The sequence below is a fragment of the Vibrio sp. 1557 genome, from assembly GCF_033340175.1.
GTDB classification, from domain to species: Bacteria; Pseudomonadota; Gammaproteobacteria; order Enterobacterales; family Vibrionaceae; genus Vibrio; species Vibrio alginolyticus.
In genome coordinates this window covers 179,911-204,570 of record NZ_JAWOVZ010000002.1, presented here as the reverse complement: position 1 = coordinate 204,570, position 24,660 = coordinate 179,911, and the positions used below count along the sequence as shown (strand labels likewise).

The following is a 24,660-nucleotide window of genomic DNA, read 5'->3' as shown; positions in this document are numbered from 1 at the left end:
AATAGCTGTTATTTAAACAAATATTCTTGAGATATCATCACCTCATCTAAACAGAGGTTTAAGGTTGTGCTGCTTAATCGTAAAACATTCCTTTCTATATCCGGAACATTTAAAAAGATAGCATTCTCGTCACAGCTTTGCCTGGAGTAAGAGTGGTTATTCACCACAAGTGATGGTTTAAACATAGACTAGTAGGAATAGCTAAGATGTTTTGCAATGGCAGAATTAACAATCACTTGAGTCAATGAGACAAAGGGTTCGCTACTTAACGAAGTCTGTGACAGAAAAGAAGTTTGAGATTTTCAAAAAAATACGAAAAAGGCCTAACATTTTCATGTTAGGCCTTAAATCTGGAGCGACACACGAGGTTCGAACTCGTGACCTCAACCTTGGCAAGGTTGCGCTCTACCAACTGAGCTAGTGTCGCATTTAATATGAGATGGTGCCCCGGGCCGGACTTGAACCGGCACAACGCGAACGTCGAGGGATTTTAAATCCCTTGTGTCTACCAATTCCACCACCAGGGCACACAAATATTCTTTGTGATGCCTTTACAGAAAAGTAAAACACCATCTGATATCGCCAATGCCATATCAATAAAATTTGGAGCGACACACGAGGTTCGAACTCGTGACCTCAACCTTGGCAAGGTTGCGCTCTACCAACTGAGCTAGTGTCGCATTTTTCTCGAAAGCCATTCGCTCTCAAAAGAATAATGGAGGCGCCTCCCGGAGTCGAACCGAGGTCCACGGATTTGCAATCCGCTGCATAGCCACTCTGCCAAGGCGCCTCATTTGTGAATAAAGCTAAGCTTTTTCACCACCCTTTCGAGCCGTGCTCTCTTGGGTACGGGATGCATTCTACGGATTCGAGCGATCGAGTCAACACTATTTTTATTTTTTTAAATCGTTTGACTAGAATTTGTGCGAAAGACGATGGATTGCTTAGTTTTAATACTAAAAATCGCTTAAATACACTTGTTTATCATAAAACTTTGGCTACGCCTTACACTGTTGGCCGTGCGTTGCGTGCATTGAAGTATTAATAATCAGAAGACTCGCCTCTCTAAGACTCTCCAAGGACAAAAACAAGACTTAGATCACAAATAGAACTCTATCGAAGCAAAAGCCCCAGATACAAATTGCAAACATGGCCATTAGCAAGCATTGAAAAGCGAGAGAAGCCAAAAAATGCTGTAGATTGTCTTAGATACAAAAAAGCAGGCTATTAAGCCTGCTTTCTAACATCAGAATTTAATGGTGCTCTTCATTCAACAGATCGTCTTTCGCAGCAGCCAAATATTGAATCATTGACCAATATGTCAAGAAAGTTGCCACATACAAGGCCGCAAAGCCTAGCCAAACCATCCATTCATCGTAACGCCATATCAACACCCATAAGGCGAACATTTGCGAAACAGTTTTTACTTTGCCAACCCAAGATACCGCAACACTCGCTCGCTTACCGATTTCAGCCATCCATTCTCGCAATGCTGAGATAATGATTTCTCGCGCAATCATCGTTACCGCAGGAATGGTCACCCAAATTGAATGATAATGTTCCGTGATTAGAATCAATGCCGTTGCCACTAGCACTTTATCAGCGACAGGATCAATAAACGCGCCAAAACGAGAAGTTTGGCCAAGTTTACGGGCCAACATGCCGTCAAGCCAGTCAGTAAAACCCGCTACCCAAAACACCATTGCTGCTGCAAACGGTGCCCATGAATAAGGTAGATAAAAGACAACCACAAAAACAGGGATTAGGAACAGTCTAAGAAGAGACAGAATGTTCGGGATATTCAAACGCATTTTATTATTCTCTTACACATTGCGGCTTAATGTTGCGCGATTTTCCTTATTGTTTCAATGCTTGGAAAATAATTTCTGCTAAAGAGTGACTTATTCCCGGTACTTTGGCGATTTCTTCGACACTTGCACGTTTAAGTTCTTGTAACCCACCCATGTACTTGAGTAACGCCTGACGTCGTTTAGGGCCGATTCCCTCAATCCCTTCGAGTGCACTCGTACGTCTGGTTTTACCTCGCTTAGCACGGTGCCCCGCTATAGCATGGTTATGGCTTTCATCACGAATATGTTGGATAAGATGCAGCGCAGGAGCATCGCTTGGTAAATGAAACTCGTCCCCATCGACTGTAATCAGCGTTTCTAAACCTGGTTTGCGAGTAACGCCTTTTGCAATACCAATCATGATAGGACGCTTTGGCCAATCCCCCCAGTACTGCGAAATGATGTCATGCGCACGATTTAACTGACCTTTACCGCCATCGATAAAGATGATGTCGGGAATTTTCTCTACGTCCAATTGCTTCGAATAACGGCGCTCCAACGCTTGTCCCATTGCTGCGTAATCATCACCACCGGTAATCCCAGTAATGTTGTAGCGACGATACTCTTGCTTTACGGGGCCTTCGTTGTTGAACACCACACATGACGCAATCGTGCTTTCCCCCATCGTATGGGAGATATCAAAACATTCCATTCGAGCTATAGACTCCAACTTCAATGTTTCGCGAAGCGCATGAAAACGCTGATTAATCGTCATCTTGTGATTGATTTTGGTGGTAATCGCCGTTAGTGCATTCGTGTTCGAAAGCTTGAGATACCTTGCTCGAGAGCCAGTTGGCGACGTATGAAAATGAACCTTACGGCCTGCCACTTCACTTAACGCTTTCTGTATTGGCGCAATATCTTCTGCCAACTCTTGATTCAAAATAATACGAGAAGGAATTGTACGTGCTTCGTTATGGCTCAAATAGTATTGAGTCAGAAAACTATCGAACACTTCCTGCTGGCTTGTATTTTGTGGGATTTTCGGAAAATGGCTACGGCTACCAAGCACTTTGCCTTGGCGTATCATCAGGATATGGATACACGCGATACCATTCTCCTGAGCAAACCCGAGTACATCCATATCATCCATGCTGTCTTCTGAGACGTACTGCTGCTCTTGAACACGCCTAATCGCTTGGATTTGATCGCGAAATTTAGCGGCATCTTCAAAGCGCAATTGCTGACTGGCAACTTCCATTTTCTCAATCAACTGTTTGAGTACTTGCTGATCTTTGCCTTGCAAAAACATGCGCACAAAGCCAACCAACTCTGCATATTCTTCATCAGAAATGATGGTATTAACGCATGGTCCTGCACAACGACCAATTTGGTACATCAAACATGGGCGCGTTCGGTTGGAATAGACAGTGTCTTCACACTGGCGCACAGGAAATATCTTTTGCAGCAAATGCAATGTTTCTCTTACTGCACCAGAATCTGGGTAGGGGCCAAAATATTCACCTTTGCGCTTCTTGGCGCCACGGTGGATAGAAAGCCGTGGGTGCTTATGACCGCTAATAAAGATATAAGGGTAAGACTTATCATCTCGCAGCAACACATTGTATTTCGGCAAATACTGCTTGATGTAGTTATGCTCTAAGATCAGCGCCTCTGTCTCAGTGTGAGTCACCGTGACGTCTATTTTGGCGATATTACTGACAAGCGCGCGAGTTTTCTCACTGTCTACTTTTTTTCGAAAGTAGCTTGAAAGGCGCTTTTTAAGGTCTTTGGCTTTACCTACGTAGATTACAACAGCTTCGGCGTTGTACATTCTGTAAACGCCGGGCTGATGAGTTACTGTTTTGAGAAAGGAAGCCGAATCGAAGGGAGGATTCACGCTAAAGGGTCTCGGTGTCCAGCATTCCGTGGCGAATCGCTAAGTGAGTTAACTCAACGTCACCATTAATGTCCAATTTACTAAAGAGTCGGTAGCGATAGCTGTTGACTGTCTTTGGACTTAAATTAAGTTGCTCAGAAATATCCGTTACCTTTTGGCCTTTGGTGATCATAAGCATGATCTGCAATTCACGCTCGGATAAGTCTTTAAAAGGGTTCTCAGAGGCTGGAGAAAATTGACTCAATGCCATCTGCTGCGCAATCTCTGGCGAGATGTAACGCTGCCCACTATTAACTACACGAATCGCATTCACCATTTCGTCAGGGCCAGCACCTTTGGTTAAATAACCAGACGCACCTGCCTGCATCACCTTGGTTGGAAACGGGTTTTCTGTATGAACGGTAAGTACGATGATTTTCACATCAGGATTCACGCGAAGAATTTTTTTAGTGGCTTCCAAGCCGCCAATTCCTGGCATGTTCATGTCCATTAAAACGACGTCAGCATGATTACTGCGACACCATTTTACTGCATCTTCACCGCTGTCAGCTTCTCCTGCTACGTTCATTCCACGGACGTCTTCAATAATACGTCGTATCCCTGTGCGAACCAGCTCGTGATCATCTACAAGGAAAACATTTATCAAACTTGTATCTCCACACTTTGTATTGGTTCTGCACCCACATAACCATTATTTGTTAAATGTGGATATCAGTATGACTGCCTATATACTAACGTAATCGACAAAAAATTGCTTTCTATGAATATGTGCTGAAACGCAAACTTTAGCAAGAACTTATTCATAAACCACTCTATTATTTTAGAGCGTGATGAGCAGAACCGAAATCTAAGAAAAGACAATTAACAACATTAAGTACAATAAATCAAGTAACTAGGTTTCATATTGCCCAGAGAAACACGCTATAACTTAAAATGACACTGTCCCTCTTGCACCAAAGACTAACTTGTAATCACTAATTCCAGCAAAAATTTGAGACGCTTTCTTTACTGGTTATTTTTACAGTTCTTAGTGTTAAACTAACGTTCTTCAAGTTTTCTAAGGTTTCTCACATTTGAATATTCAACAAGGCTTCCTGCTAACTCGACAGGCACGAGACATCAAAGGTCAAACTCAAATCGAGCTGTGGCTTTCGACAGAAGCAGGTCCTACTCAGTTACTTATTAATGGTGAGAAGCCAGTATTTTTCATCGCTCAGAAACACTCAGAACAAGCAAAGACACTCGCACGAGAAAAAAACATATTCGTCGACATCCGCCTTTTGGATCTCAAAACGTTTGAACATACGCCTCTTGCTGCCTGCTATACCAATGTAACCAGAGACGCTCTCGCACTCAAAGACACATTCGCTCAAAAAGATATCACTACGTATGAAAGTGATATTCGCCTCGCCGAACGCTACCTAATGGAGCGTTTTATCAAAGGCAGTATCGAGTTTACAGGCAATGTGACTCGCACCAATGGCTACCAACGCGTCCAGAACGCAAAATGCCGTACGGGGCAATATGAGCCGAAGTTAAACGTTGTCTCGTTAGATCTAGAATGCTCTGAGAAAGGCATTCTTTACTCCATCGGATTAGACAGCGTCATGGATTCCCGCGTTATCATGATCGGAGAACCAGAACCTTCGGATACACCGATACAATGGGTCCAGGATGAAAAGGCGCTTCTAGAAGCACTCATCGATTGGTTTAAACAATTCGACCCCGATGTCATTGTCGGTTGGAACGTCATTGATTTTGACTTTCGCCTGCTACACAAACGAGTAGAATGGCACAACATGAAGCTAATGCTTGGCAGAGCAGACCAAGCCAGCTTTTTCAGAAGTTCATCTCAAAGCCAACAAGGGTTTATTTCCATTCCCGGGCGAGTTGTAATGGACGGTATCGATACGTTAAAAACGGCGACTTATCACTTTCGGTCTTGGTCATTAGAGTCTGTATCTCAAGAACTCTTGGGGGAAGGGAAAGAAATCCACAACGTTCATGACCGTATGGATGAAATCAATCGTATGTACCGCTCCGACAAACCATCGCTGGCTAAATATAACTTACAAGACTGCGTGTTGGTGAACAAGATTTTCAATCACACTCACCTGCTCGACTTTGCAATTGAACGCTCTCGCCTCACTGGTGTAGAACTGGATCGTGTCGGTGGCTCGGTAGCGGCATTCACTAACTTATACATGCCGCAAATACACCGCGCAGGCTATGTTGCCCCGAACCTACACCCAGAAAATTGGATTGCGAGCCCCGGCGGTTACGTGATGGACTCCATCCCTAACCTATATGATTCTGTTTTAGTATTGGATTTTAAGAGTCTATATCCATCGATTATTCGCTCTTTCTTGATTGATCCTATGGGTTTAGTTGAGGGGTTATTGCTCGATATTGGAAAAGAAGAAAATCAGGCTGTACCTGGCTTTCGCGGTGGGCAGTTCCATCGTACGAAACACTTTTTACCAGAAATGATTGAAAAGCTTTGGGCAGCACGTGATGTTGCAAAGAAGAACAATGAAAAAGCTTTTTCTCAGGCAATCAAAATCATCATGAACTCCTTTTATGGCGTACTGGGCTCATCGGGATGTCGTTTCTTTGATACTCGGTTAGCTTCTAGTATTACCATGCGCGGACATGAAATCATGAAGCAAACTAAGGTGCTGATTGAAGAGCAAGGATATCAAGTGATTTACGGCGATACGGATTCCACATTCGTGTCGTTGAATCGACCATACAGTCAAGTAGAAGCTGACGCTGTTGGAAATCAATTAGTTGATTACATCAACTCTTGGTGGCAAGAACACCTGCGTTCTGAGTACAACCTAACATCTATGTTGGAAATCGAGTATGAAACCCATTATCGCAGATTCCTTATGCCAACGATTCGTGGCGCAGAAACTGGCTCGAAAAAGCGCTATGCGGGTTTAATCGGTGAAGGAGAGCAAGAACGGATTGTATTTAAAGGGTTAGAAAGTGCCCGTACTGACTGGACCTCGTTAGCACAGAAATTTCAAAATACACTCTATAGCATGATTTTCCATGGTGAAGATCCAAGCGACTATGTCCGAGAGATGGTTGAGAAAACTAACAACGGTGAATTTGATGAACAGTTGGTGTATCAAAAGCGACTGCGCAGAAAACTGCATGAGTATCAGAAGAACGTCCCGCCACAAGTGCGTGCAGCTCGTTTAGCGGATGAGATAAATGCCAAGCTTGGCCGCCCATTACAGTATCAAAACAAAGGGCGAATTGAATACATTATTACCGTGAGCGGTCCTGAACCTTATGAGTACCTCAATAGCCCTATTGATTATCAACATTACATTGATAAACAACTCAAACCCGTTGCGGATGCGATTCTCCCTTTCATTGGGACGGACTTTGACAGGCTTTCAGCGCCACAAATGGGGTTGTTTTAGCCGATACGAAACTCTGTTTTCTGGTACTGTTTGACTAACCAATCACCAAACGCATCAATTAGCCCGATAACAGAACGCTTGGGAATCCCCCGGCCAGAAAGTAAAATTTCTAGCCGCTCGATCTCAAGCTGCTTTTCAGGATGATAAGTTAAGAATACCTTGCCACATTGTATAGGGTCATCAAACCAACGTTTATCTCGATACATCACCAAAGAGTATGACGCTCTTAGTAACTTTTTAGCAATCACTCGCTGGGCGGCCACCTGCTCTTCTATCGTCTTCGCTTGTACGATTTTTTTGCGATACACCGTAATCCAATCTTCCACATCCATATTCCAGTGCTTAGCAATTTCCCAACTTGGGACGTAATCACCAAAACAGTCTGCTAGATCATCACCATAAACACAGACACAGCAATGCTTAAGCATAAAACCCCAAGTGAAAATACTGTCTAAATTAGCTACTTCGCTCACTAAGGCTGTACGGACCGATACACCATTCACGTGAGGGTAACTCTGCTGCGCACGCCACTTAATTGTGTTGAGCAAAGTCGCGCGATTGTGCTCAAAGGATGATTGAGTAACGACAACCAGGTCTAAGTTCGACCTCCCAACGATCGCTGTTTTACGAGCAACACTACCGTATACATAAACGCTGTGTAAGTTTTGCCCCAGTCCACCTTTGAGACAAGCGATGACTTCCCTAATTAAAGGCGCAAACTCTGGTTGAAATGGTTGTTTAGGATCGATAACAGGCAGAGACATGACTTAAAACGTGTTCTCAGATGGTTCAAGAAGTTGGACTATATGTTCTCTTAGCCGACTCACTGAATCAAGTCCATTCAGGTGTTTAGTCATGGGAGTAACAACAAATTTCTGCAATGAATTTTAATGCTAGGCGGCTAACTTAGCGCTATAATCACCGAGTTTTGCTTAATAAGTATGAATAGGAATATACAATGCCAAAGGCAAGTGAAATCAAAAAAGGCTTCGCAATCGAGTCTAATGGTAAAACTCTTCTAGTTAAAGACATCGAAGTAACGACTCCAGGCGGTCGTGGCGGCGCTAAAATCTACAAAATGCGTTGTACAGATCTAAACACGGGCGCACGTGTAGATGAGCGTTACAAGTCTGATGACGTTGTTGAAACGGTAGAAATGAACAAACGTGCAGTTGTGTACTCATACGCTGACGGCGATGAGCACATCTTCATGGATAACGAAGACTACTCACAATACACATTCAAGCACAATGAAGTTGAAGACGACATGCTGTTCATCAACGAAGATACACAAGGTATCCACATTATCCTTGTTAACGGTGCTGCAGTGGGTATTGAACTACCATCTTCTGTTGAACTAGTGATTGAAGAAACTGACCCTTCAATCAAAGGTGCTTCTGCATCTGCTCGCACTAAGCCAGCACGCTTCGCTTCAGGTCTTGTCATCCAGGTTCCTGAGTACATTGCAACTGGTGACCGTGTTATCATTAACACAGCTGAACGTAAATACATGAGCCGAGCATAAGCATGTCTGATTTGATTTCTTACGACGACGTCATCGACGCAGCGTACGACATTTTCCTTGAGATGGCTCCAGATAACCTAGAGCCTGCTGACGTGATTCTGTTTACTGCGCAATTTGAAGATCGTGGTGCCGCAGAACTTGTTGAAACCGGTGATGACTGGGTTGAACATGTTGGCTTCGAGATCGATAAAGAAGTATATGCAGAGGTTCGTATCGGCCTAGTAAATGAGGAAAATGACGTTCTTGATGACGTATTTGCTCGTATGCTAATCAGCCGAGACCCTGAACATAAGTTCTGCCATATGCTTTGGAAACGCGATTAACGTTTCTTCATCATGAACAAAGATACCAGCCTAGTGCTGGTATTTTTTTATCTGCTGTTTTTGTTTAGCTGAGATATTTGTTTATCCAAAACACCCTGCTCTATATCGGCTTTAGATCCTTTTGTTATGTAACAGATAAGAAAAAGGCTTGCCGAATTGGCAAGCCTTTCTGATGTTTTGCTATCGATTAACGATGCTTGTTGCGTGCGCCTTGGTCACCAGCAGTCTTCTTCGGCTTACGACGAGAAGGGTTGTTGCTGCGACCTTTTGGTGTGTTAACACGCTCTTCATGGCGCTTAACTGCGCGACGAATTTTTTGGCTGCGTGCACGCTCACGTTTGCGTGACGTGTTGTCTTTGTTCAGATCAAGCATGGTTTCTTTCTCTGGACGAAGCTCTACAAGCTCACGCAAGTAGTTTACTTCTTTCAGGTCAAGCTCCATCCAACCGCCACGAGGCAGTTTCTTGTCTAAGAAGATGTCGCCGTAACGAACACGTTTCAGACGGCTAACGGTACACTCTTGCGATTCCCATAGTCGACGAACTTCGCGGTTACGACCTTCGTTGATAACAACGTAAAACGTGTGGTTCATGCCTTCACCACCCGCGTAAACAACATCTTCAAAGCGAGCTAAACCGTCTTCCAGTTCAACACCTTTTACTAGATTACGAACTTTCTGTTCAGTTACTTCACCGAACACACGTACTAGGTATTCACGTTCAACTTGGCGGCTTGGGTGCATTAAGCGGTTCGCCAGTTCACCATCCGTTGTGAAAAGTAGAAGACCAGAAGTGTTCGCATCCAGACGACCAACTGAAATCCAACGAGAGCCACGAATTTTTGGCAGACGATCAAAAACAGTACGACGACCTTCTGGATCGTGACGAGTACACAGTTCACCCTCAGGTTTGTAGTACGCAAGTACACGACAAATCACTTCTTCTTGAATCTTTGCAGAGACAATGTGACCATCGATACGAACTACGCTGCTCTCGTCTTCAAGTCTTTCACCAAGCTTAGCGACTACACCGTTCACGCTAACGCGACCAGATTTAATTAACGATTCAATCTCACGACGAGAACCGTGACCAGCACGTGCTAATACTTTTTGTAACTTTTCGCTCATTTATCTACCTATGTGTCGTCTTCACAGACGTCTAGACCAGGATTGGTCTGTATTTTGCTATTTACCCATTTCAGTGGGATTTTTCGGTCGGACATTATACGTAACTTTCTTAGTTAATGTAAGCTAAATCGGCGCCATTCTCCACACCAAAATTCACTTCAAAAATGACCGAAATATTTGTCCTATTCTGCAACTTTTTTACTACTTAAAGCAGGCATTGCTCAACGAGAATCCCACTAATATCGGTCTTCCTGAACCACTTTAACCACGCGGTACCTGATAAAATTGTCAGGGTTACAACAATAACCACTTGGGGTGTGTTTACTGTTCGTATTGCTAGAAAGCAACGAAAAATAAGCCGTCCCTGTTTGCTGCTAAGTAATACCAATCACCGCAGACAATGAGCGCTCATAGCAAAGCAAGGTCGTGGGTAACAAGACAAAAATTGTCTTTAAGTCATTAGTTCACATCAAAAATAACACTAATGCTATCGTGTACTCTGACTCTCTAGGTTCGCTCTGCACTCTCGGCGATTGGCATAAATCAGACAAAAAGGAATAGAACAATGTCTATGCTAAATCTCGACCTAAATTGGATTTTTGGGACATCTCAAGATGACGATATGACAGGCACAAAAGGCTCTGAAACAACCGATATTTTCTTCGGCTTCTGTGGTGATGATAAGTTTGTAGGATACGGAGGTAATGATATTGTCTTCGGTGGCTGGGGAGATGATACCTTGCTTGGTGGCCGAGGTAACGACTTTGTTTCTGGCGGCTTTGGAAACGATTTCCTATCCGGCGGATTAGGAAACGACAAACTCTTTGGTGGCTGCGGCGACGACACAATTTTTGATTATTCAGGCAACAACTACTTGAGTGGTGGCTGGGGTAACGACACGCTCGTTGTTGGTGATGGTGAATCAGTACTGAGCGGTGGCTGTGGAGACGACACCTTCGTGCTTACAAACCGCCTGGCTATTGGTGTACCTGATCAGCCAGTGTCTTCCAACGATATTGATGTTAAAGCCGACATTGTCGATTTTAATATTTTCCATGACAAACTTGTCTTTGATATGGGCCGAGACACTGATAACGATGGCATTCGAGATACGTTCTTGGATTCAGCGGATGATCTGACTTTATCTTACAATGAATGTGGCTGGGCAGTATTCTCAAGTGATGAATACAATGTTGAAGTGACACTAAACGGTGTGAGCTCTGCATACATCAACTATGCAGAACAAAATGGTATCGACATTTTCGATTTCGCTTAACCTCAATCAGTTAAGTTCAATGAGATATTCGATATGATAACAAAAATAGGAGGCGCGATGCCTCCTATTTTGTTTGACGGTGGTGTGCGTCTACTATTCGAATGGTGCAGGGTCACCAGATCCCAAACGAACCACAACAGGTTCACCTTCGCTAAAGTCAATTACAGTCGTAGGTTGTTCACCTAGGTAACCGCCATTAAGAATCACATCAACCGCATGTTCTAGTTTATCGCGAATATCCTCTGGATCAGATTCTGTTACGTCACTGCCAGGTAGAATCAACGACGTAGACATCATCGGCTCACCTAATGCTTCCAACAAGTCCAAGGCAATTTGATTGTCTGGAACACGGATACCGATGGTCTTACGTTTTGCATTCATCAAACGACGCGGCACCTCTTTTGTGCCTTTGAAGATGAAGGTGTAAGGACCTGGTGTGTTATTTTTCAGCAGTCGGAATGCAGAGTTATCCACTCGCGCATAGAGAGAAAGCTCCGACAAATCACGACACAGTAAAGTAAAGTTATGCTTATCATCCAGACGACGAATCTGACAGATTCGTTCCAGTGCCTGTTTGTTCTCCAACTGACAGCCAAGTGCGTACCCTGAATCAGTAGGGTAAACCACAACGCCGCCGTTACGAATGATTGCTACTGCTTGATTAATCAAGCGAGCCTGTGGGTTTTCTGGGTGAACGTAAAAAAACTGGCTCATTGTAATTCCTCATTATCGAGCCTCTCGGCTCTATATTTTTATGGGTTCTCGACTTCGTACTACTGAGTATTATTCAACGAAGGATCTATTCCCCAATCTTTCCAAACTGGTTCGACGCCAGCAGGCAACCATAGGTTCCTTCCTAGCTCCATCCACGGTGATGGGTAGTGAAAATCACTGCCTTGAGAGGCTAATAGTTTGTATTGTATAGCATAATCAGCCAAGTTGCGCCTTTCTTGTTGCGCTTGCTGTGGCTGTGCAACTTCCATCGCATCACCACCCGCTTCGACAAACGCTGCTAGAAGACGCTTAATCCACTTCGCTGTCAACTTATATCTACCAGGATGCGCTAATACCGCCATTCCACCAGCCGCATGGATAGCATCAACCGCATCCTTCATCGAACACCAATTCGGTGGTACATAACCTGGATTATTACGCGTTAGGTATTTTTTAAACACCATTTGCATGGTTTTTGCGTAACCATTATCTACCAACCATTTCGCGAAATGCGCTCTTGTCACTGGAGCATCACCGGCGATTTGCCTTACCTCTTCAAGCACACCTACTCGAGTTGCTTTTTGTAGTCGCTCTGCAATTAACTCAGATCGTGTTATGCGATGCTGCTTCTGCTGTTCTATGAGGGCAGATAATTGTTCATTTTCCGGATCGATATTCAGGCCGACAATATGAATGTCTTTGTTTTGCCAGACGGTCGATATCTCAATGCCATTGATGATTTTTATCGGCAAATTATTATCTTGAACGTATTGCTTAGCTAACGCCAAACCGTCAACCGTATCGTGATCAGTGATCGCCAAAACCTCGATATCAAAACTCAGCGCCCTTTCCACTAAATCTTTAGGTTCTAACCGACCGTCCGATGCAGTGGTGTGACTATGTAAATCAATTCTCATATTTTTATCGTTTTAATGCCGTTTTGGGGTTGACTTTTTACTCTCGCACTAGTTAACTAGTACACAAATACAAAGTACGTAATTTAAGGTTCACCATGTTACAAGAATTTAACCAAAACCAAAAAGCGAAAGTTGCGGTTTGTCTTAATAAGGCAAACTCATCAGATCTTGCTTGGTGGCGCACTTGGACTAGTTCTTGGTGGGCAAACGTATACTTCTAGTTTATAGAACCAAACGTTGTAAAGCCCGCTACTTAAGCGGGCTTTTTTGTTTTGTTGCTCATTTCACATTCAACTGCCTAAACATTAATCGAATATAGCCAACTCTAGATTGGGAGAACGTTTGCTTTATGCGACTATGTACGGCAGGAAGATTTAAACAGCTACAAGGAGGTCTTGTGAACAAGGCCATTGAAATTAAGAAACTTGGACAGCTTGAAGTGCTAACGGCTTCCGTCCCTTATACTCAAGACCCGACTCGCTTGTTCCACACACTATGTGAGAACAAAACTGACAGCCTATTGCTGGAATCTGCTGAGATCGATTCAAAGCAAAATTTAAAATCCCTGCTGATCGTAGATTCAGCGGTTCGCATTGTTTGCTTCGGCCATACCGTTAGCATGCACGCCTTGACCAATAACGGTAAAAACCTACTGTCTCACCTAAACCAGAACATCCGTGGTGACGTTGAGAGCAAGTTCGATGGCGAAACGCTAACTTTGCAGTTTAACCAGCCATGCGACACGTTAGATGAAGACTCTCGCCTACGTGAAGCCTCTTCTTTCGATGCGCTGCGTTTGGTTCAGCATAGTTTTGATATTTCACAGCAAGACAAACACGCAATTTTCCTTGGTGGTCTGTTTGCCTACGACTTAGTCGCAAACTTTGAGCCGCTTGGTAATGCCGAAGCAACAAATCAGTGTCCAGATTACGTTTTCTACGTCGCGGAAACATTGCTTGTTGTCGACCATCAAACGGAATCTTGCCAGCTTCAAGCGACGTTGTTTGTTGATGGTTCAGAGAAAACAGCGTTAGAGACTCGTATTGCAGAAATTAGCGCCCAATGTGCAGCGCCAAAACTGTTGCCGAGTGCAGAGCAAATAACAGATGTAACGGTAGAACCTAGCGTGTCTGATGCAGACTTCTGCCAAACCGTTCGCGACTTAAAAGAGTTCGTAGTGAAAGGCGATGTATTCCAAGTTGTACCGTCTCGTAGATTCACTCTACCTTGTCCTTCTCCACTGGCTGCTTATAAAGAACTGAAACAAAGTAACCCAAGCCCTTACATGTTCTACATGCAAGATGAGCTGTTCACTCTGTTTGGCGCATCACCAGAAAGCGCGCTTAAGTATGAAACCGATACCAACCAAATTGAAATCTACCCAATTGCAGGCACACGTCGCCGTGGTAAGCGCCCTAACGGCGAGATTGATTTCGACCTAGATAGCCGCATCGAACTTGAACTGCGCACAGACATGAAAGAAAACGCAGAACACATGATGTTGGTTGACTTGGCACGTAACGACGTCGCTCGTATTGCTCAAGCTGGTACTCGCCACGTAGCAGACCTTCTAAAAGTCGACCGCTACAGCCACGTAATGCACTTGGTGTCTCGTGTGGTTGGTCAACTGCGTGAAGACCTAGACGCCCTGCACGCATACCAAGCATGTATGAACATGGGTACGCTCACCGGCGCACCTAAGATTCGTGCCATGCAGTTGATTCGCGATGTAGAAGGCGCACGACGCGGTAGCTACGGCGGCGCTGTTGGCTACCTCACTGGTGAAGGCACACTCGACACCTGTATCGTGATCCGCTCAGCGTACGTTGAGAACGGCATTGCTCAAGTTCAAGCTGGTGCTGGCGTGGTGTTCGACTCTGATCCACAAGCGGAAGCAGACGAAACGCGCGGCAAAGCACAAGCGGTAATCTCTGCTATCCAAGCAGCGCATAAGTCACAATAAGGAATAGGGTTCAGAGATGGCTAATATCATTTTTATCGATAACTTTGACTCGTTCACCTACAACCTTGTGGATCAGTTCCGCTCGCTAGGTTACTCAGTCAAGATTTACCGAAACAACATCCCAGCAGAAACCATCGAACAAGCGGTAAACGAGCTTGAAAACCCAGTGGTTCTGCTATCACCAGGTCCTGGCGCACCGTCAGAGGCAGGCTCAATGCCAGAGCTTATCCAACGTATGAAAGGCAAAGTGCCAATGATTGGTATTTGTCTTGGTCACCAAGCGATTGTTGAAGCATACGGCGGCACCGTTGCTGGCGCGGGCGAAATCATTCACGGTAAGGTCTCTATGATGGAGCACCAAAACCATGCGATTTACCAAAACCTACCATCACCACTTGCAATTGCACGTTACCACTCGCTGGTTGCGACCAAGGTTCCTGAGAGCCTAACCATCACAGCAGAAGTGGATAACTTGGTAATGTCTGTTGTACATGAAGAAGATAAAGTTTGCGGGTTCCAGTTCCACCCGGAATCTATTATGACGACCTACGGAGCAACACTGTTGGCCAATGCCATTGAATGGGCACTTGAAGAACAAACTTCAGCGACCCCACTCACTGCTTAAAAAGCACTTGGCACATAAGAAATTTAGGAGAGGAAATATGGAAGCAATCATCAACCCTATTATTACCAAACTGTACGAGCAAGAATCGCTTACTCAGGAAGAGAGCCAACAGCTATTCGACATTATTATCCGTGGTGAACTAGATCCAATTTTGATGGCGTCAGCGCTGACTTCACTAAAAATCAAAGGCGAAACGCCAGACGAAATTGCAGGCGCTGCAAAAGCACTGCTGGCAAACGCAAACCCATTCCCTCGTCCAGATTATGATTTCGCGGATATCGTAGGTACTGGCGGCGACGGTCACAACACCATCAACATTTCAACCACTGCGGCGTTTGTTGCTGCAGCATGTGGTCTAAAAGTAGCGAAACACGGTAACCGCAGCGTTTCAAGCAAATCGGGTTCTTCTGACCTTCTTGATTCATTTGGTATCAACCTAGCTATGAGCGCAGAAGATACGCGCAAAGCGGTAGACGATATCGGTGTTGCTTTCCTATTTGCACCTCAATACCACGGTGGTGTGCGCCATGCGATGCCAGTGCGTCAAACCATGAAAACACGCACCATCTTTAACATTCTTGGCCCACTGATTAACCCTGCTCGTCCTAACATCGAATTGATGGGCGTTTACAGTGAAGAACTGGTTCGTCCTATCGCAGAAACCATGCTACAAATGGGTATGAAGCGCGCCGCTGTAGTACACGGCAGTGGTTTGGACGAAGTAGCAATTCACGGTGAAACAACCGTTGCCGAAATCAAAGACGGTAAGATCACAGAATACAAATTAACGCCTGCAGACTTCGGTCTAGAAGCGCACCCACTAGAAGCAATCAAAGGTGGCGATCCTGAAGAAAACAAAGCGATCATTACCAATATTCTGACGGGTAAAGGTACAGACGCACAGTTGGGTGCAGTGGCAGTAAACGTTGCTCTGCTAATGCGTCTATTCGGCCACGAAGATTTAAAAGCCAACACGCAACAAGCGATTGAGGCAATGAATTCAGGCAAGGCGTACCAATTGGTACAACAACTTGCCGCACACGCTTAAGGAATTGAAGAAGATGACTGACTTCAACACTCAGCAAGCTGACAACCTGTCTGAACACGTTTCTAAGAAAGAAGCAGAAATGGCAGAAGTACTGGCGAAAATTGTCCGCGACAAATATCAGTGGGTAGCAGACCGTAAGGTGTCTCAACCGCTAAGCACATTTCAGTCTGATTTGCAGCCATCGGACCGCAGCTTCTATGATGCTCTGAGTGGCGAAAAGACGGCCTTCATCACCGAATGTAAGAAGGCATCTCCTTCTAAAGGTTTGATTCGTGATCACTTCGACTTGGATTACATTGCATCGGTTTACAACAACCACGCAGATGCAATTTCAGTCCTAACAGACGAGAAGTACTTCCAAGGTAACTTTGATTTTCTTCCTCAAGTACGTGGTCAAGTCAAACAACCCGTTCTGTGCAAAGACTTCATGGTAGATAGCTACCAAGTTTACCTAGCACGTCATTACAGTGCTGATGCCGTGCTACTGATGCTTTCTGTCCTGAATGACGAAGAGTACAAAGCGCTAGAGGAAGCAGCACACAGCCTGAACATGGGTATCTTGACCGAAGTCAGCAACGAAGAAGAGCTTCATCGTGCCGTTAAGCTGGGCGCACGCGTTATCGGCATCAATAACCGTAACCTTCGCGACCTAAGTACTGATTTGAATCGTACAAAAGAACTGGCACCGACTATTCGCGAACTGGCTCCTAACGCAACAGTAATCTCAGAATCTGGCATTTATACCCATCAACAAGTTCGTGATTTAGCAGAATTCGCAGACGGCTTCTTGATTGGTAGTTCGCTGATGGCGGAAGACAACCTTGAACTTGCAGTACGTAAAGTGACGCTGGGTGAAAACAAAGTCTGTGGTCTTACTCATCCAGATGACGCAGCGAAAGCGTATCAAGCTGGTGCGGTATTTGGTGGCCTGATTTTTGTCGAGAAGTCGAAGCGTGCGGTTGACCTTGAAGGTGCTCGCTTAACCATGAGCGGTGCTCCTCTGAATTATGTAGGCGTTTTCCAAAATCACGATATCGATTTTGTTGCTTCTGTCGTGACCTCTTTGGGTTTAAAAGCGGTGCAACTGCACGGTCAAGAAGACCAAGCTTACGTAAACCAACTCAAAGCCGAACTGCCAGCAGCAGTAGAAATTTGGAAAGCTTACGGCGTGACTGATGCCAAGCCAGAACTGCTAGCAGACAACATTGACCGCCATCTATTAGATGCGCAAGTTGGCACTCAAACCGGCGGTACCGGCCAAGTGTTCGACTGGTCACTGATCGGCGACCCAAGTCAAATTATGCTAGCGGGCGGACTGTCGCCAGAAAATGCTCAACAAGCAGCGACACTAGGTTGCTTGGGATTAGATTTAAACTCTGGTGTAGAAAGCGCACCAGGCAAAAAAGATTCACAGAAGTTGCTCGCGGCATTCACCGCTATTCGCAACTACTAAAGCTGGATATCAGCTAAAAAATTTAAAGCTATTCGTAGCGAAAAATACGAGAAGGAATATAACGATGGCAAAACTGAATGCCTACTTTGGCGAATACGGCGGTCAGTACGTTCCGCAAATTCTAGTTCCAGCACTGGAGCAACTAGAGCAAGCGTTTATCGACGCGCAAGAAGATCCAGAATTCCGCAGTGAGTTCATGACGCTTCTTCAAGAGTATGCGGGCCGTCCAACGGCTTTGACTCTAACTCGTAACCTAACCAAAGGTACGAAAACCAAACTGTACCTAAAACGTGAAGACCTACTTCACGGTGGCGCGCACAAGACCAACCAAGTGTTAGGTCAAGCTCTGCTTGCGAAACGCATGGGTAAAAACGAAATCATCGCAGAAACAGGCGCAGGCCAACACGGTGTTGCAACCGCACTAGCGTGTGCACTACTTGGCCTTAAGTGTCGCGTTTACATGGGTGCAAAAGACGTTGAGCGTCAAAGCCCGAACGTATTCCGTATGAAGCTAATGGGCGCAGAAGTTATTCCTGTCCACTCGGGTTCAGCGACACTTAAAGATGCATGTAACGAAGCGCTGCGCGACTGGTCTGCAACTTATGAAGACGCGCACTACCTACTAGGTACAGCGGCAGGTCCTCACCCATTCCCAACGATCGTGCGTGACTTCCAACGCATGATCGGTGAAGAAACGAAGAATCAGATTTTGGCACGTGAAGGTCGTCTTCCTGATGCGGTTATCGCATGTGTGGGCGGTGGCTCAAACGCGATTGGTATGTTTGCTGACTTCATCGAAGAAGAAAGTGTTCGCCTAATTGGTGTTGAGCCAGCAGGTAAAGGTATCGATACTGACCAGCACGGTGCACCACTTAAGCATGGTAAAACAGGCATCTTCTTCGGTATGAAAGCGCCATTGATGCAAGATCCAAACGGTCAAGTAGAAGAGTCTTACTCGGTATCTGCTGGCCTTGATTTCCCTTCAGTTGGTCCACAACACGCCCATCTAAACGCAATTGGCCGTGCTGAATACGACAACGTGACAGACGATGAAGCGCTAGAAGCATTCCAAGAGATTGCACGTCATGAAGGCATCATCCCTGCACTTGAATCTTCTCACGCCGTGGCACACGCACTACGTATGGCACGTGAGAATCCAGAAAAAGAGCAATTGCTGGTTGTTAACCTATCTGGTCGTGGTGATAAAGATATCTTCACTGTACATGCCATCCTAGAAGAAAAAGGAGCGATCTAATGAGCCGTTATGAGAAGATGTTTGCGCGCCTAAACGAAACGAACCAAGGCGCATTTGTACCGTTCGTAACGGTTTGCGATCCAAACGCAGAGCAGTCTTACAAAATCATGGAAACACTGGTTGAGTCTGGCGCAGATGCCCTTGAACTTGGTATTCCATTCTCAGATCCGCTAGCCGATGGCCCAACCATCCAAGGCGCTAACATTCGCGCGTTAGACTCAGGTGCAACACCAGATATCTGCTTTGAGCAAATTGGTAAGATCCGAGCTAAATACCCAGAGTTACCTATTGGTCTTCTGATGTACGCGAACCTTGTTTACTCTCGTGGTATCGAGAACTTCTATGAGCGTTGTGCAAAAGCAGGTATCGATTCTGTTTTGATTGCAGATGTACCAACTAATGAAAGTGCCGAATTTGTTGCTGCTGCAGAAAAGTTTGGTATTCACCCAATCTTCATCGCACCACCAACGGCAAGTGATGAAACACTGAAGCAAGTATCAGAGTTAGGTGGCGGCTACACTTACCTACTCTCTCGTGCAGGTGTTACTGGCGCAGAAACCAAAGCAAACATGCCTGTAGGTCATATGCTCGATAGACTGAACCAATTTGATGCACCACCAGCGCTACTTGGTTTTGGCATCTCTGAGCCTGCACAGGTGAAACAAGCACTAGAATCTGGTGCCGCTGGTGCAATTTCTGGTTCAGCCGTGGTAAAAATCATTGAAGCGAACGTTGAGCAGCCACAAATTATGCTCGACAAGCTAAGTGAATTCGTTTCTGCAATGAAAGCTGCCACTCAAAAATAATTTCAGTTTGATATGACACAACAACGTCCGCTTAACATTATGTTTAGTGGGCGTTTTCTTACTATCGTGTTTATACCACGTCATTTTTTGTTCAACGCCCGCACTTTCCAAATCTATCTCAAGCAGAGCACTCAAAGAGTGTTAAGCTTGGGTAACTTAACTAACTCAATAAAGCAATGTGCAGTAAGGTTGCTACATGGAAGAAGTCAAAACACTGCTAGCCAAATGTCCTGTACTATCAGGGCTGCCAGATAAAGGGCTTAGTGAAGCAGCGCAAATGACTAAGGTTCGCTGCTTCGACGAAAAAGCACTGATTTGCAATAAAGGTGCGCTTCAATCTTCTCTTATGGTCATAGCTCAAGGTGCAGTGAGAGTGAACTCAATTAGTTCAAAAGGCAAAGAAGTCACACTGATGATTTTCGAAGCTGGTGGCTGGTTTGGAGACAATGTTTTTTCTCCCGGTATGCCTCGTATTTTTGGTGCGACCGCGCATTCTGACGTGACTGTAATGGAGCTTCCTGGAGATAAATTTCGCCAATTACTCGCCAAATACCCTCAAAGTTACCCCACTATACTCGACTTACTTAGCCGCCGCTTGTGGTCTGCTATTTCTGTTATCGAAGATGACGCGATTAGAGGAATTGAAGAACGAGTCGCCAAAAGGTTACTGCTGCTTGCAGAATACCAACTTAATCAAGCGATCGATACTCGACCATGCGTTGTCAGGGTAACAAGAGAACATATCGCTAACATGATGGGGCTAACTCGTCAGAGCGTACACAAGATACTAAAACGATTAGAAAGTATCGGGATGCTAGAGCTAAACTATGGCTCAGTAACCATTACCAATCCGAAACGCTTAGAAGAATACTTTAAAGAACTCGAGCAATAGATCCATTCAACAAACGGTAAGTATTGTCTAACGACAGCTAAAAAGCTTATGCATCTAATTGGTTAAGAGCACAACACCATTTGCGCTTAGGCAAGTGGCGCTGTGACACAAAAACCATTGAATTGACTAAGCTATATTCAATTCAGATTTCAACTCACGTTTCAAAATCTTTCTTGTCGCACTCATCGGGAGGTGTTCACGAATTTCGACATAACGAGGATATTTAAACGAGGCTAATTGCTCTTTACCCCACTTTTGTAATGAATCGGCGTCAATATATTCTTTTGGTTTAAGTACAACGTAAGCTTTTATCTCTTCGCCATACTCTTCATTTGGAATCCCTATCACCGCTACCATTGAAACTGCAGGATGAGTCATGAAAACTTCTTCAATTTCTCTGGGATAAACATTAAATCCACCTCGAATGATCAGATCTTTCATTCTATCGACAATAAATAAATTACCTGAACTGTCAAAGCGGCCCACATCACCAGTATGGAACCAACCATTTTGTAGCGCAGATTCAGTAACTTCTGGGCGGTCAAGATATCCCTTCATAACATTATGACCACGCACAACAATCTCTCCTTCTTCGCCTATCGGTAGTGCATTACCTTCAATATCGATAACTTTTACTTCGACACCTTGAACCGGTTGACCTACCGAGCCTGGTATGCGCTCCTGATCCAAATGATTAAAACATGCAATAGGACTTGTCTCCGACAACCCGTATCCTTCTAAGATCGGCACATTAAATGTTTCTTCAAAGGTTCGAAAGATTTCGGTTGGCAATGACGCACCACCGCTTACTGCAACACGCAATGACGAGGTATCAAATTGATGCTGCACATGAAGCAGACCGATGTACATCGTTGGCACACCAGCAAATATCGTCACCCTATGTTTTTCCACCAGCTCAAGAACATGTTTAGGCTCAAACCTAGGCACTAACACCAATGTTGCCCCGCCCAAAACACTAGCATTTAAGTGGACGGTTTGACCAAATGTATGAAATAAAGGCAAAGTTACTAAGTGAATATCATCGGCTTGGCTGCCCATAATGTTTTGTGCCACCAGAGCGTTCATTATGATGTTCTGCTGAGTCAGCTCAGCGCCTTTTGGTAAGCCTGTCGTCCCTGATGTATACAAAATCACACAAGTATCATCCGCATTACGCGGTATATAATCCGGCAACGGTTGGACATCGGCTATAAACGCATTGAGAGTTATTACACCATTCCAATAGCTTTGATCTTGAGATTGAGTCAGTACGACTATGCCTTCGCATGTATCGACTTGTTCAAAGGCTTTGACACCCTCTTTTGCCATTGGCAGTTCTTTCGTCCCTTCAAAGCAGAAATAAAACTTCGCTTTTGAATCTTCTAAGTGATACTTAATTTCTCGCGCTTTCAAAAGCACATTTAATGGGACTGCAACCGCGCCAGCTTTTTGTATTGCATAATAAACAAACGCGAAAAAAGGAATGTTTGGGCATGAAATCGCAACGCGGTCACCTGGCTTTACGCCTTTATTGATTAAAGACGCTGCGATCTTGCCGGCGATCGCATTAAACTGCGCATAATTTATCTTTTCAGTGCCACATATCAACGCCGTTTTATCTGGTTTACTCGCAGCATTTCTTTGTAACGCAGCAGCAAGATTCATCATAGTCTCTTCACCTCTTACTTGTCTTTCTCGTCTAATCAGCTCAGGAGCATTAACTAAGCAAGTTATCTCTAACACTGGATCGTCAGCATTTGAGTCTCACCAGTCATTACAATTTAACATTATGTTTACAACGCAATTAGAGCCAAGAATGTAAAGCAATTAACATTTCAGAAGGCAAATTAATAAAAGTGTGAGCTTGAAAGAGATGAATTGTTATAAATATCAACCCAAGTCACTAAAAACTCTGACTGCAATAGCAAATACAAAAGCGGTTAAAATTAACAAAAAGAAAACAAATAAAGAAAAATAAACTTGAACAATCCTAAGCGCGACCCTTATAAGAAAAATCAATAGCAAACGTTTGCTATTGAACAAAACTTTATCGTTCGTCAATAAAATATCGATTAATCCATCAATAATACCTTGCTGCATATTGCCAATTGTAAACGATAAGTGTAAAAAGCAAGGCGAGATAATTATCCGTAAATCCATTTATGGTTAGTGGGTAATTTTAGGATTTTACATTTTATTAGCACAGAGGTTATGGAAGTGTTAAAAGAAAAGAGTTTGCTAAACAACATTGGCGTACAAGTCGTAATCGCCATGATCGTGGGCACAGCCGTTGGTGCCATGATGGGTCATGATGCGACAGTGTTCGCTCCTTTAGGTGCTATCTTTATCAACTTAATCAAAATGTTGGTTATTCCTTTGGTCGCTGTAGCCTTGATTTCTGGCGCCGCTGGTCTTGGGAACAGCCAGTCAGCAGGTAAAGTTGGCATCGTCACTCTAGGTTATTTTGGTTTAACATCCGCTCTAGCCGTTGCGCTTGCACTATTTATGGGTGAAGTATTCCAACCAGGCATGGGTATCGACGTCTCTGGCGTTGAAGGCATGTTCTCAGCAGAATACGCTTCAAAAGGTGAACTACCTACTTTCTGGGCAACCATCACTGGTATGATCCCAACCAACGTTTTCCAATCACTAAATGAAGCAAACATCCTACAGATACTCGTTTTCTGTATGTTCTTTGGTATTGCGATTTCTAAGCAAGCAAAAGAACGTCGTGAACCAATCATCAATGGTGTTAACTGCATCGTTGACGCAATGGTTTGGATGATCAATAAAGTAATGATCATTGCACCTATCGGTGTATTTGGTCTGATGGCAGAAGCCGTCGGTACGTTCGGTTTTGGTGCGCTAATGGTGGTGTTTAAACTGTTCGTTGTTTACGTTGCCGCCATCCTAATCTTCGGTTTCGTTGTTTACCCAGCAATGGTGCATGTTTTCACGAAGACATCTGCGAAGAAATTCCTGTCTTCAATGAAGAAACCGCAAGCAGTTGCGCTTTCAACAGCGTCTTCTATGGCAACACTGCCTGTCACAATGGACACCTGTGAAAAAGAGCTGGGCGTAAAAAATTCAACTGCATCATTTGTTCTGCCTCTAGGCGCAACGATCAACATGTCAGGTAATGCGATTTACTATGGCTTGGTTGCTATCTTCTTTGCTCAACTGTTCAATATCGATCTAGGCATGGGCGCTTACATTGCAATTATCGTAACGTCTACATTGGGTGCGGTTGGTCAAGCGGGTGTTCCTGGCCCTTCTTTCCTAGTGGTTGCCGTGCTTCTTGCCGCTGGCATTCCAATTGAAGGTCTACCGCTGCTATTCGCTCTTGACCGTATTTTCGATATGATTCGTACAGCACTGAACATCACAGGTGATGCTGCATGTGCAGTTATCGTTGATGCGCTAATTGAAGAAGAAACGGCAGAAGCTGAGCTAAAAAAGCAAGAAGCCTAACCCTTTCTTGAATAGACCAAAAACCGCTCATAATGAGCGGTTTTTTTGTCTTTTCTTGCATTACGTAACTATACAAATAGAAACCGATGGCATAAATTTTTCAAAATGATATAAACCATTACAAAATATAACAAAACGT

At 44.4% G+C, this 24,660-nt stretch carries 21 protein-coding genes, 4 tRNA genes and 1 other annotated feature; of the genes, 13 read left to right on the top strand and 12 right to left on the bottom strand.

Going from position 1 to position 24,660, the window contains the following annotated elements; translation table 11 throughout:
* Positions 1 to 351: 351 nt before the first annotated feature.
* From R7070_RS04160 to uvrY, 7 genes are all read right to left on the bottom strand, one after another.
* Positions 352 to 427 (bottom strand) — tRNA-Gly (locus tag R7070_RS04160).
* 13 nt (positions 428 to 440) lie between these two features.
* A tRNA-Leu gene (locus R7070_RS04155) sits at positions 441 to 527 on the bottom strand.
* A 77-nt stretch (positions 528 to 604) separates the two neighbouring features.
* Positions 605 to 680: transfer RNA gene (locus tag R7070_RS04150), tRNA-Gly, on the bottom strand.
* 36 nt (positions 681 to 716) lie between these two features.
* Positions 717 to 790, bottom strand: a tRNA-Cys gene (locus R7070_RS04145).
* A 463-nt stretch (positions 791 to 1,253) separates the two neighbouring features.
* A complete protein-coding gene (gene pgsA / locus R7070_RS04140; RefSeq protein WP_005394805.1) occupies positions 1,254 to 1,811 on the bottom strand; it encodes a CDP-diacylglycerol--glycerol-3-phosphate 3-phosphatidyltransferase in 558 nt (185 codons plus the stop codon).
* Positions 1,812 to 1,857: 46 nt separating this feature from the next.
* Complete coding sequence (gene uvrC, locus R7070_RS04135; protein ID WP_080773718.1) at positions 1,858 to 3,690, bottom strand: excinuclease ABC subunit UvrC; 1,833 nt, start codon at positions 3,688 to 3,690, stop codon at positions 1,858 to 1,860.
* Between the two features lies 1 nt (position 3,691).
* Positions 3,692 to 4,336: a UvrY/SirA/GacA family response regulator transcription factor gene (uvrY, locus tag R7070_RS04130; protein WP_005386783.1), complete on the bottom strand. Its 645-nt coding sequence runs from the start codon at positions 4,334 to 4,336 to the stop codon at positions 3,692 to 3,694.
* 427 nt (positions 4,337 to 4,763) lie between these two features.
* On the opposite strand from uvrY, the gene R7070_RS04125 reads away from it, so the two are divergent.
* Complete coding sequence (locus R7070_RS04125) at positions 4,764 to 7,127, top strand: DNA polymerase II (protein ID WP_318141100.1); 2,364 nt, start codon at positions 4,764 to 4,766, stop codon at positions 7,125 to 7,127.
* On the opposite strand, the gene R7070_RS04120 is transcribed toward R7070_RS04125, so the two are convergent.
* The gene (locus tag R7070_RS04120) at positions 7,124 to 7,891 is read right to left on the bottom strand and encodes a nucleotidyltransferase (RefSeq protein WP_053306582.1); all 768 of its coding nucleotides are present in this window, start codon (positions 7,889 to 7,891) and stop codon (positions 7,124 to 7,126) included. The two genes, R7070_RS04125 and R7070_RS04120, sit on opposite strands and share 4 nt — an antisense overlap.
* Before the next feature lie 194 nt (positions 7,892 to 8,085).
* On the opposite strand from R7070_RS04120, the gene yeiP reads away from it, so the two are divergent.
* On the top strand, positions 8,086 to 8,652 hold the full coding sequence (gene yeiP, locus R7070_RS04115) for an elongation factor P-like protein YeiP (RefSeq protein ID WP_005376801.1): 567 nt from the start codon (positions 8,086 to 8,088) through the stop codon (positions 8,650 to 8,652).
* 2 nt (positions 8,653 to 8,654) lie between these two features.
* Positions 8,655 to 8,975, top strand: coding sequence for an HI1450 family dsDNA-mimic protein (locus R7070_RS04110; protein WP_005376800.1), 321 nt, complete (start codon positions 8,655 to 8,657; stop codon positions 8,973 to 8,975).
* 187 nt (positions 8,976 to 9,162) lie between these two features.
* Here R7070_RS04110 and rluB read toward each other — a convergent pair whose 3' ends face one another.
* The gene (gene rluB / locus R7070_RS04105; RefSeq protein WP_005376798.1) at positions 9,163 to 10,101 is read right to left on the bottom strand and encodes a 23S rRNA pseudouridine(2605) synthase RluB; all 939 of its coding nucleotides are present in this window, start codon (positions 10,099 to 10,101) and stop codon (positions 9,163 to 9,165) included.
* A 565-nt stretch (positions 10,102 to 10,666) separates the two neighbouring features.
* Here rluB and R7070_RS04100 point away from each other — a divergent pair.
* Positions 10,667 to 11,377 (top strand): calcium-binding protein, encoded by a 711-nt coding sequence (locus R7070_RS04100; RefSeq protein WP_005376796.1) that lies wholly within the window; start codon positions 10,667 to 10,669, stop codon positions 11,375 to 11,377.
* Positions 11,378 to 11,470: 93 nt separating this feature from the next.
* Here R7070_RS04100 and R7070_RS04095 read toward each other — a convergent pair whose 3' ends face one another.
* Together R7070_RS04095 and rnm are read right to left on the bottom strand one after the other, a co-directional pair.
* Positions 11,471 to 12,091 carry an L-threonylcarbamoyladenylate synthase gene (locus R7070_RS04095; RefSeq protein WP_005376791.1) on the bottom strand — a complete coding sequence of 207 codons (621 nt, stop codon included), beginning with the start codon at positions 12,089 to 12,091 and terminating at the stop codon, positions 11,471 to 11,473.
* Positions 12,092 to 12,150: 59 nt separating this feature from the next.
* Positions 12,151 to 13,008 (bottom strand): RNase RNM, encoded by an 858-nt coding sequence (gene rnm, locus R7070_RS04090; RefSeq protein ID WP_005386777.1) that lies wholly within the window; start codon positions 13,006 to 13,008, stop codon positions 12,151 to 12,153.
* Positions 13,009 to 13,103: 95 nt separating this feature from the next.
* Here rnm and R7070_RS04085 point away from each other — a divergent pair, with 95 nt between their 5' ends.
* The 8 genes from R7070_RS04085 to R7070_RS04050 all read left to right on the top strand — a co-directional run bounded on the left by R7070_RS04085 (position 13,104) and on the right by R7070_RS04050 (position 21,050).
* The gene (locus tag R7070_RS04085) at positions 13,104 to 13,229 is read left to right on the top strand and encodes a trp operon leader peptide (RefSeq protein ID WP_005376787.1); all 126 of its coding nucleotides are present in this window, start codon (positions 13,104 to 13,106) and stop codon (positions 13,227 to 13,229) included.
* Positions 13,176 to 13,279 (top strand) — a sequence feature (Trp leader region). Its footprint overlaps the gene before it by 54 nt.
* Positions 13,280 to 13,405: 126 nt before the next feature.
* Positions 13,406 to 14,971, top strand: coding sequence for an anthranilate synthase component 1 (locus R7070_RS04080; RefSeq protein ID WP_033905669.1), 1,566 nt, complete (start codon positions 13,406 to 13,408; stop codon positions 14,969 to 14,971).
* A 16-nt stretch (positions 14,972 to 14,987) separates the two neighbouring features.
* Positions 14,988 to 15,596 (top strand): aminodeoxychorismate/anthranilate synthase component II, encoded by a 609-nt coding sequence (locus R7070_RS04075; protein ID WP_085569788.1) that lies wholly within the window; start codon positions 14,988 to 14,990, stop codon positions 15,594 to 15,596.
* 37 nt (positions 15,597 to 15,633) lie between these two features.
* Positions 15,634 to 16,644, top strand: coding sequence for an anthranilate phosphoribosyltransferase (gene trpD, locus R7070_RS04070; protein WP_115386161.1), 1,011 nt, complete (start codon positions 15,634 to 15,636; stop codon positions 16,642 to 16,644).
* 13 nt (positions 16,645 to 16,657) lie between these two features.
* Positions 16,658 to 18,097 (top strand): bifunctional indole-3-glycerol-phosphate synthase TrpC/phosphoribosylanthranilate isomerase TrpF, encoded by a 1,440-nt coding sequence (gene trpCF, locus R7070_RS04065; protein WP_115386162.1) that lies wholly within the window; start codon positions 16,658 to 16,660, stop codon positions 18,095 to 18,097.
* 64 nt (positions 18,098 to 18,161) lie between these two features.
* Positions 18,162 to 19,352, top strand: coding sequence for a tryptophan synthase subunit beta (trpB, locus tag R7070_RS04060; RefSeq protein ID WP_005376781.1), 1,191 nt, complete (start codon positions 18,162 to 18,164; stop codon positions 19,350 to 19,352).
* Positions 19,352 to 20,158 (top strand): tryptophan synthase subunit alpha, encoded by an 807-nt coding sequence (gene trpA, locus R7070_RS04055; protein ID WP_085569785.1) that lies wholly within the window; start codon positions 19,352 to 19,354, stop codon positions 20,156 to 20,158. Before trpB ends, trpA begins: the two co-directional genes overlap by 1 nt.
* Before the next feature lie 196 nt (positions 20,159 to 20,354).
* Entirely contained in the window at positions 20,355 to 21,050 is a 696-nt protein-coding gene (locus R7070_RS04050; protein WP_005376777.1) for a Crp/Fnr family transcriptional regulator, read from the top strand.
* Positions 21,051 to 21,176: 126 nt separating this feature from the next.
* Here R7070_RS04050 and R7070_RS04045 read toward each other — a convergent pair whose 3' ends face one another.
* Entirely contained in the window at positions 21,177 to 22,718 is a 1,542-nt protein-coding gene (locus R7070_RS04045; RefSeq protein ID WP_318141099.1) for a long-chain fatty acid--CoA ligase, read from the bottom strand.
* Positions 22,719 to 23,261: 543 nt separating this feature from the next.
* On the opposite strand from R7070_RS04045, the gene R7070_RS04040 reads away from it, so the two are divergent.
* The gene (locus R7070_RS04040; RefSeq protein ID WP_005376774.1) at positions 23,262 to 24,521 is read left to right on the top strand and encodes a dicarboxylate/amino acid:cation symporter; all 1,260 of its coding nucleotides are present in this window, start codon (positions 23,262 to 23,264) and stop codon (positions 24,519 to 24,521) included.
* Positions 24,522 to 24,660 lie beyond the last annotated feature (139 nt).

Bases quoted from the DNA above. Each gene is read 5' to 3' on its own strand.
- pgsA (WP_005394805.1), bottom strand. From the start codon at position 1,811: ATGCGTTTGAATATCCCGAACATTCTGTCTCTTCTTAGACTGTTCCTA.
- R7070_RS04120 (WP_053306582.1), bottom strand. From the start codon at position 7,891: ATGTCTCTGCCTGTTATCGATCCTAAACAACCATTTCAACCAGAGTTT.
- yeiP (WP_005376801.1), top strand. From the start codon at position 8,086: ATGCCAAAGGCAAGTGAAATCAAAAAAGGCTTCGCAATCGAGTCTAAT.
- R7070_RS04110 (WP_005376800.1), top strand. From the start codon at position 8,655: ATGTCTGATTTGATTTCTTACGACGACGTCATCGACGCAGCGTACGAC.
- rluB (WP_005376798.1), bottom strand. From the start codon at position 10,101: ATGAGCGAAAAGTTACAAAAAGTATTAGCACGTGCTGGTCACGGTTCT.
- R7070_RS04100 (WP_005376796.1), top strand. From the start codon at position 10,667: ATGTCTATGCTAAATCTCGACCTAAATTGGATTTTTGGGACATCTCAA.
- R7070_RS04095 (WP_005376791.1), bottom strand. From the start codon at position 12,091: ATGAGCCAGTTTTTTTACGTTCACCCAGAAAACCCACAGGCTCGCTTG.
- rnm (WP_005386777.1), bottom strand. From the start codon at position 13,008: ATGAGAATTGATTTACATAGTCACACCACTGCATCGGACGGTCGGTTA.
- R7070_RS04085 (WP_005376787.1), top strand. From the start codon at position 13,104: ATGTTACAAGAATTTAACCAAAACCAAAAAGCGAAAGTTGCGGTTTGT.
- R7070_RS04075 (WP_085569788.1), top strand. From the start codon at position 14,988: ATGGCTAATATCATTTTTATCGATAACTTTGACTCGTTCACCTACAAC.
- trpD (WP_115386161.1), top strand. From the start codon at position 15,634: ATGGAAGCAATCATCAACCCTATTATTACCAAACTGTACGAGCAAGAA.
- trpCF (WP_115386162.1), top strand. From the start codon at position 16,658: ATGACTGACTTCAACACTCAGCAAGCTGACAACCTGTCTGAACACGTT.
- trpB (WP_005376781.1), top strand. From the start codon at position 18,162: ATGGCAAAACTGAATGCCTACTTTGGCGAATACGGCGGTCAGTACGTT.
- trpA (WP_085569785.1), top strand. From the start codon at position 19,352: ATGAGCCGTTATGAGAAGATGTTTGCGCGCCTAAACGAAACGAACCAA.
- R7070_RS04050 (WP_005376777.1), top strand. From the start codon at position 20,355: ATGGAAGAAGTCAAAACACTGCTAGCCAAATGTCCTGTACTATCAGGG.
- R7070_RS04045 (WP_318141099.1), bottom strand. From the start codon at position 22,718: ATGATGAATCTTGCTGCTGCGTTACAAAGAAATGCTGCGAGTAAACCA.
- R7070_RS04040 (WP_005376774.1), top strand. From the start codon at position 23,262: ATGGAAGTGTTAAAAGAAAAGAGTTTGCTAAACAACATTGGCGTACAA.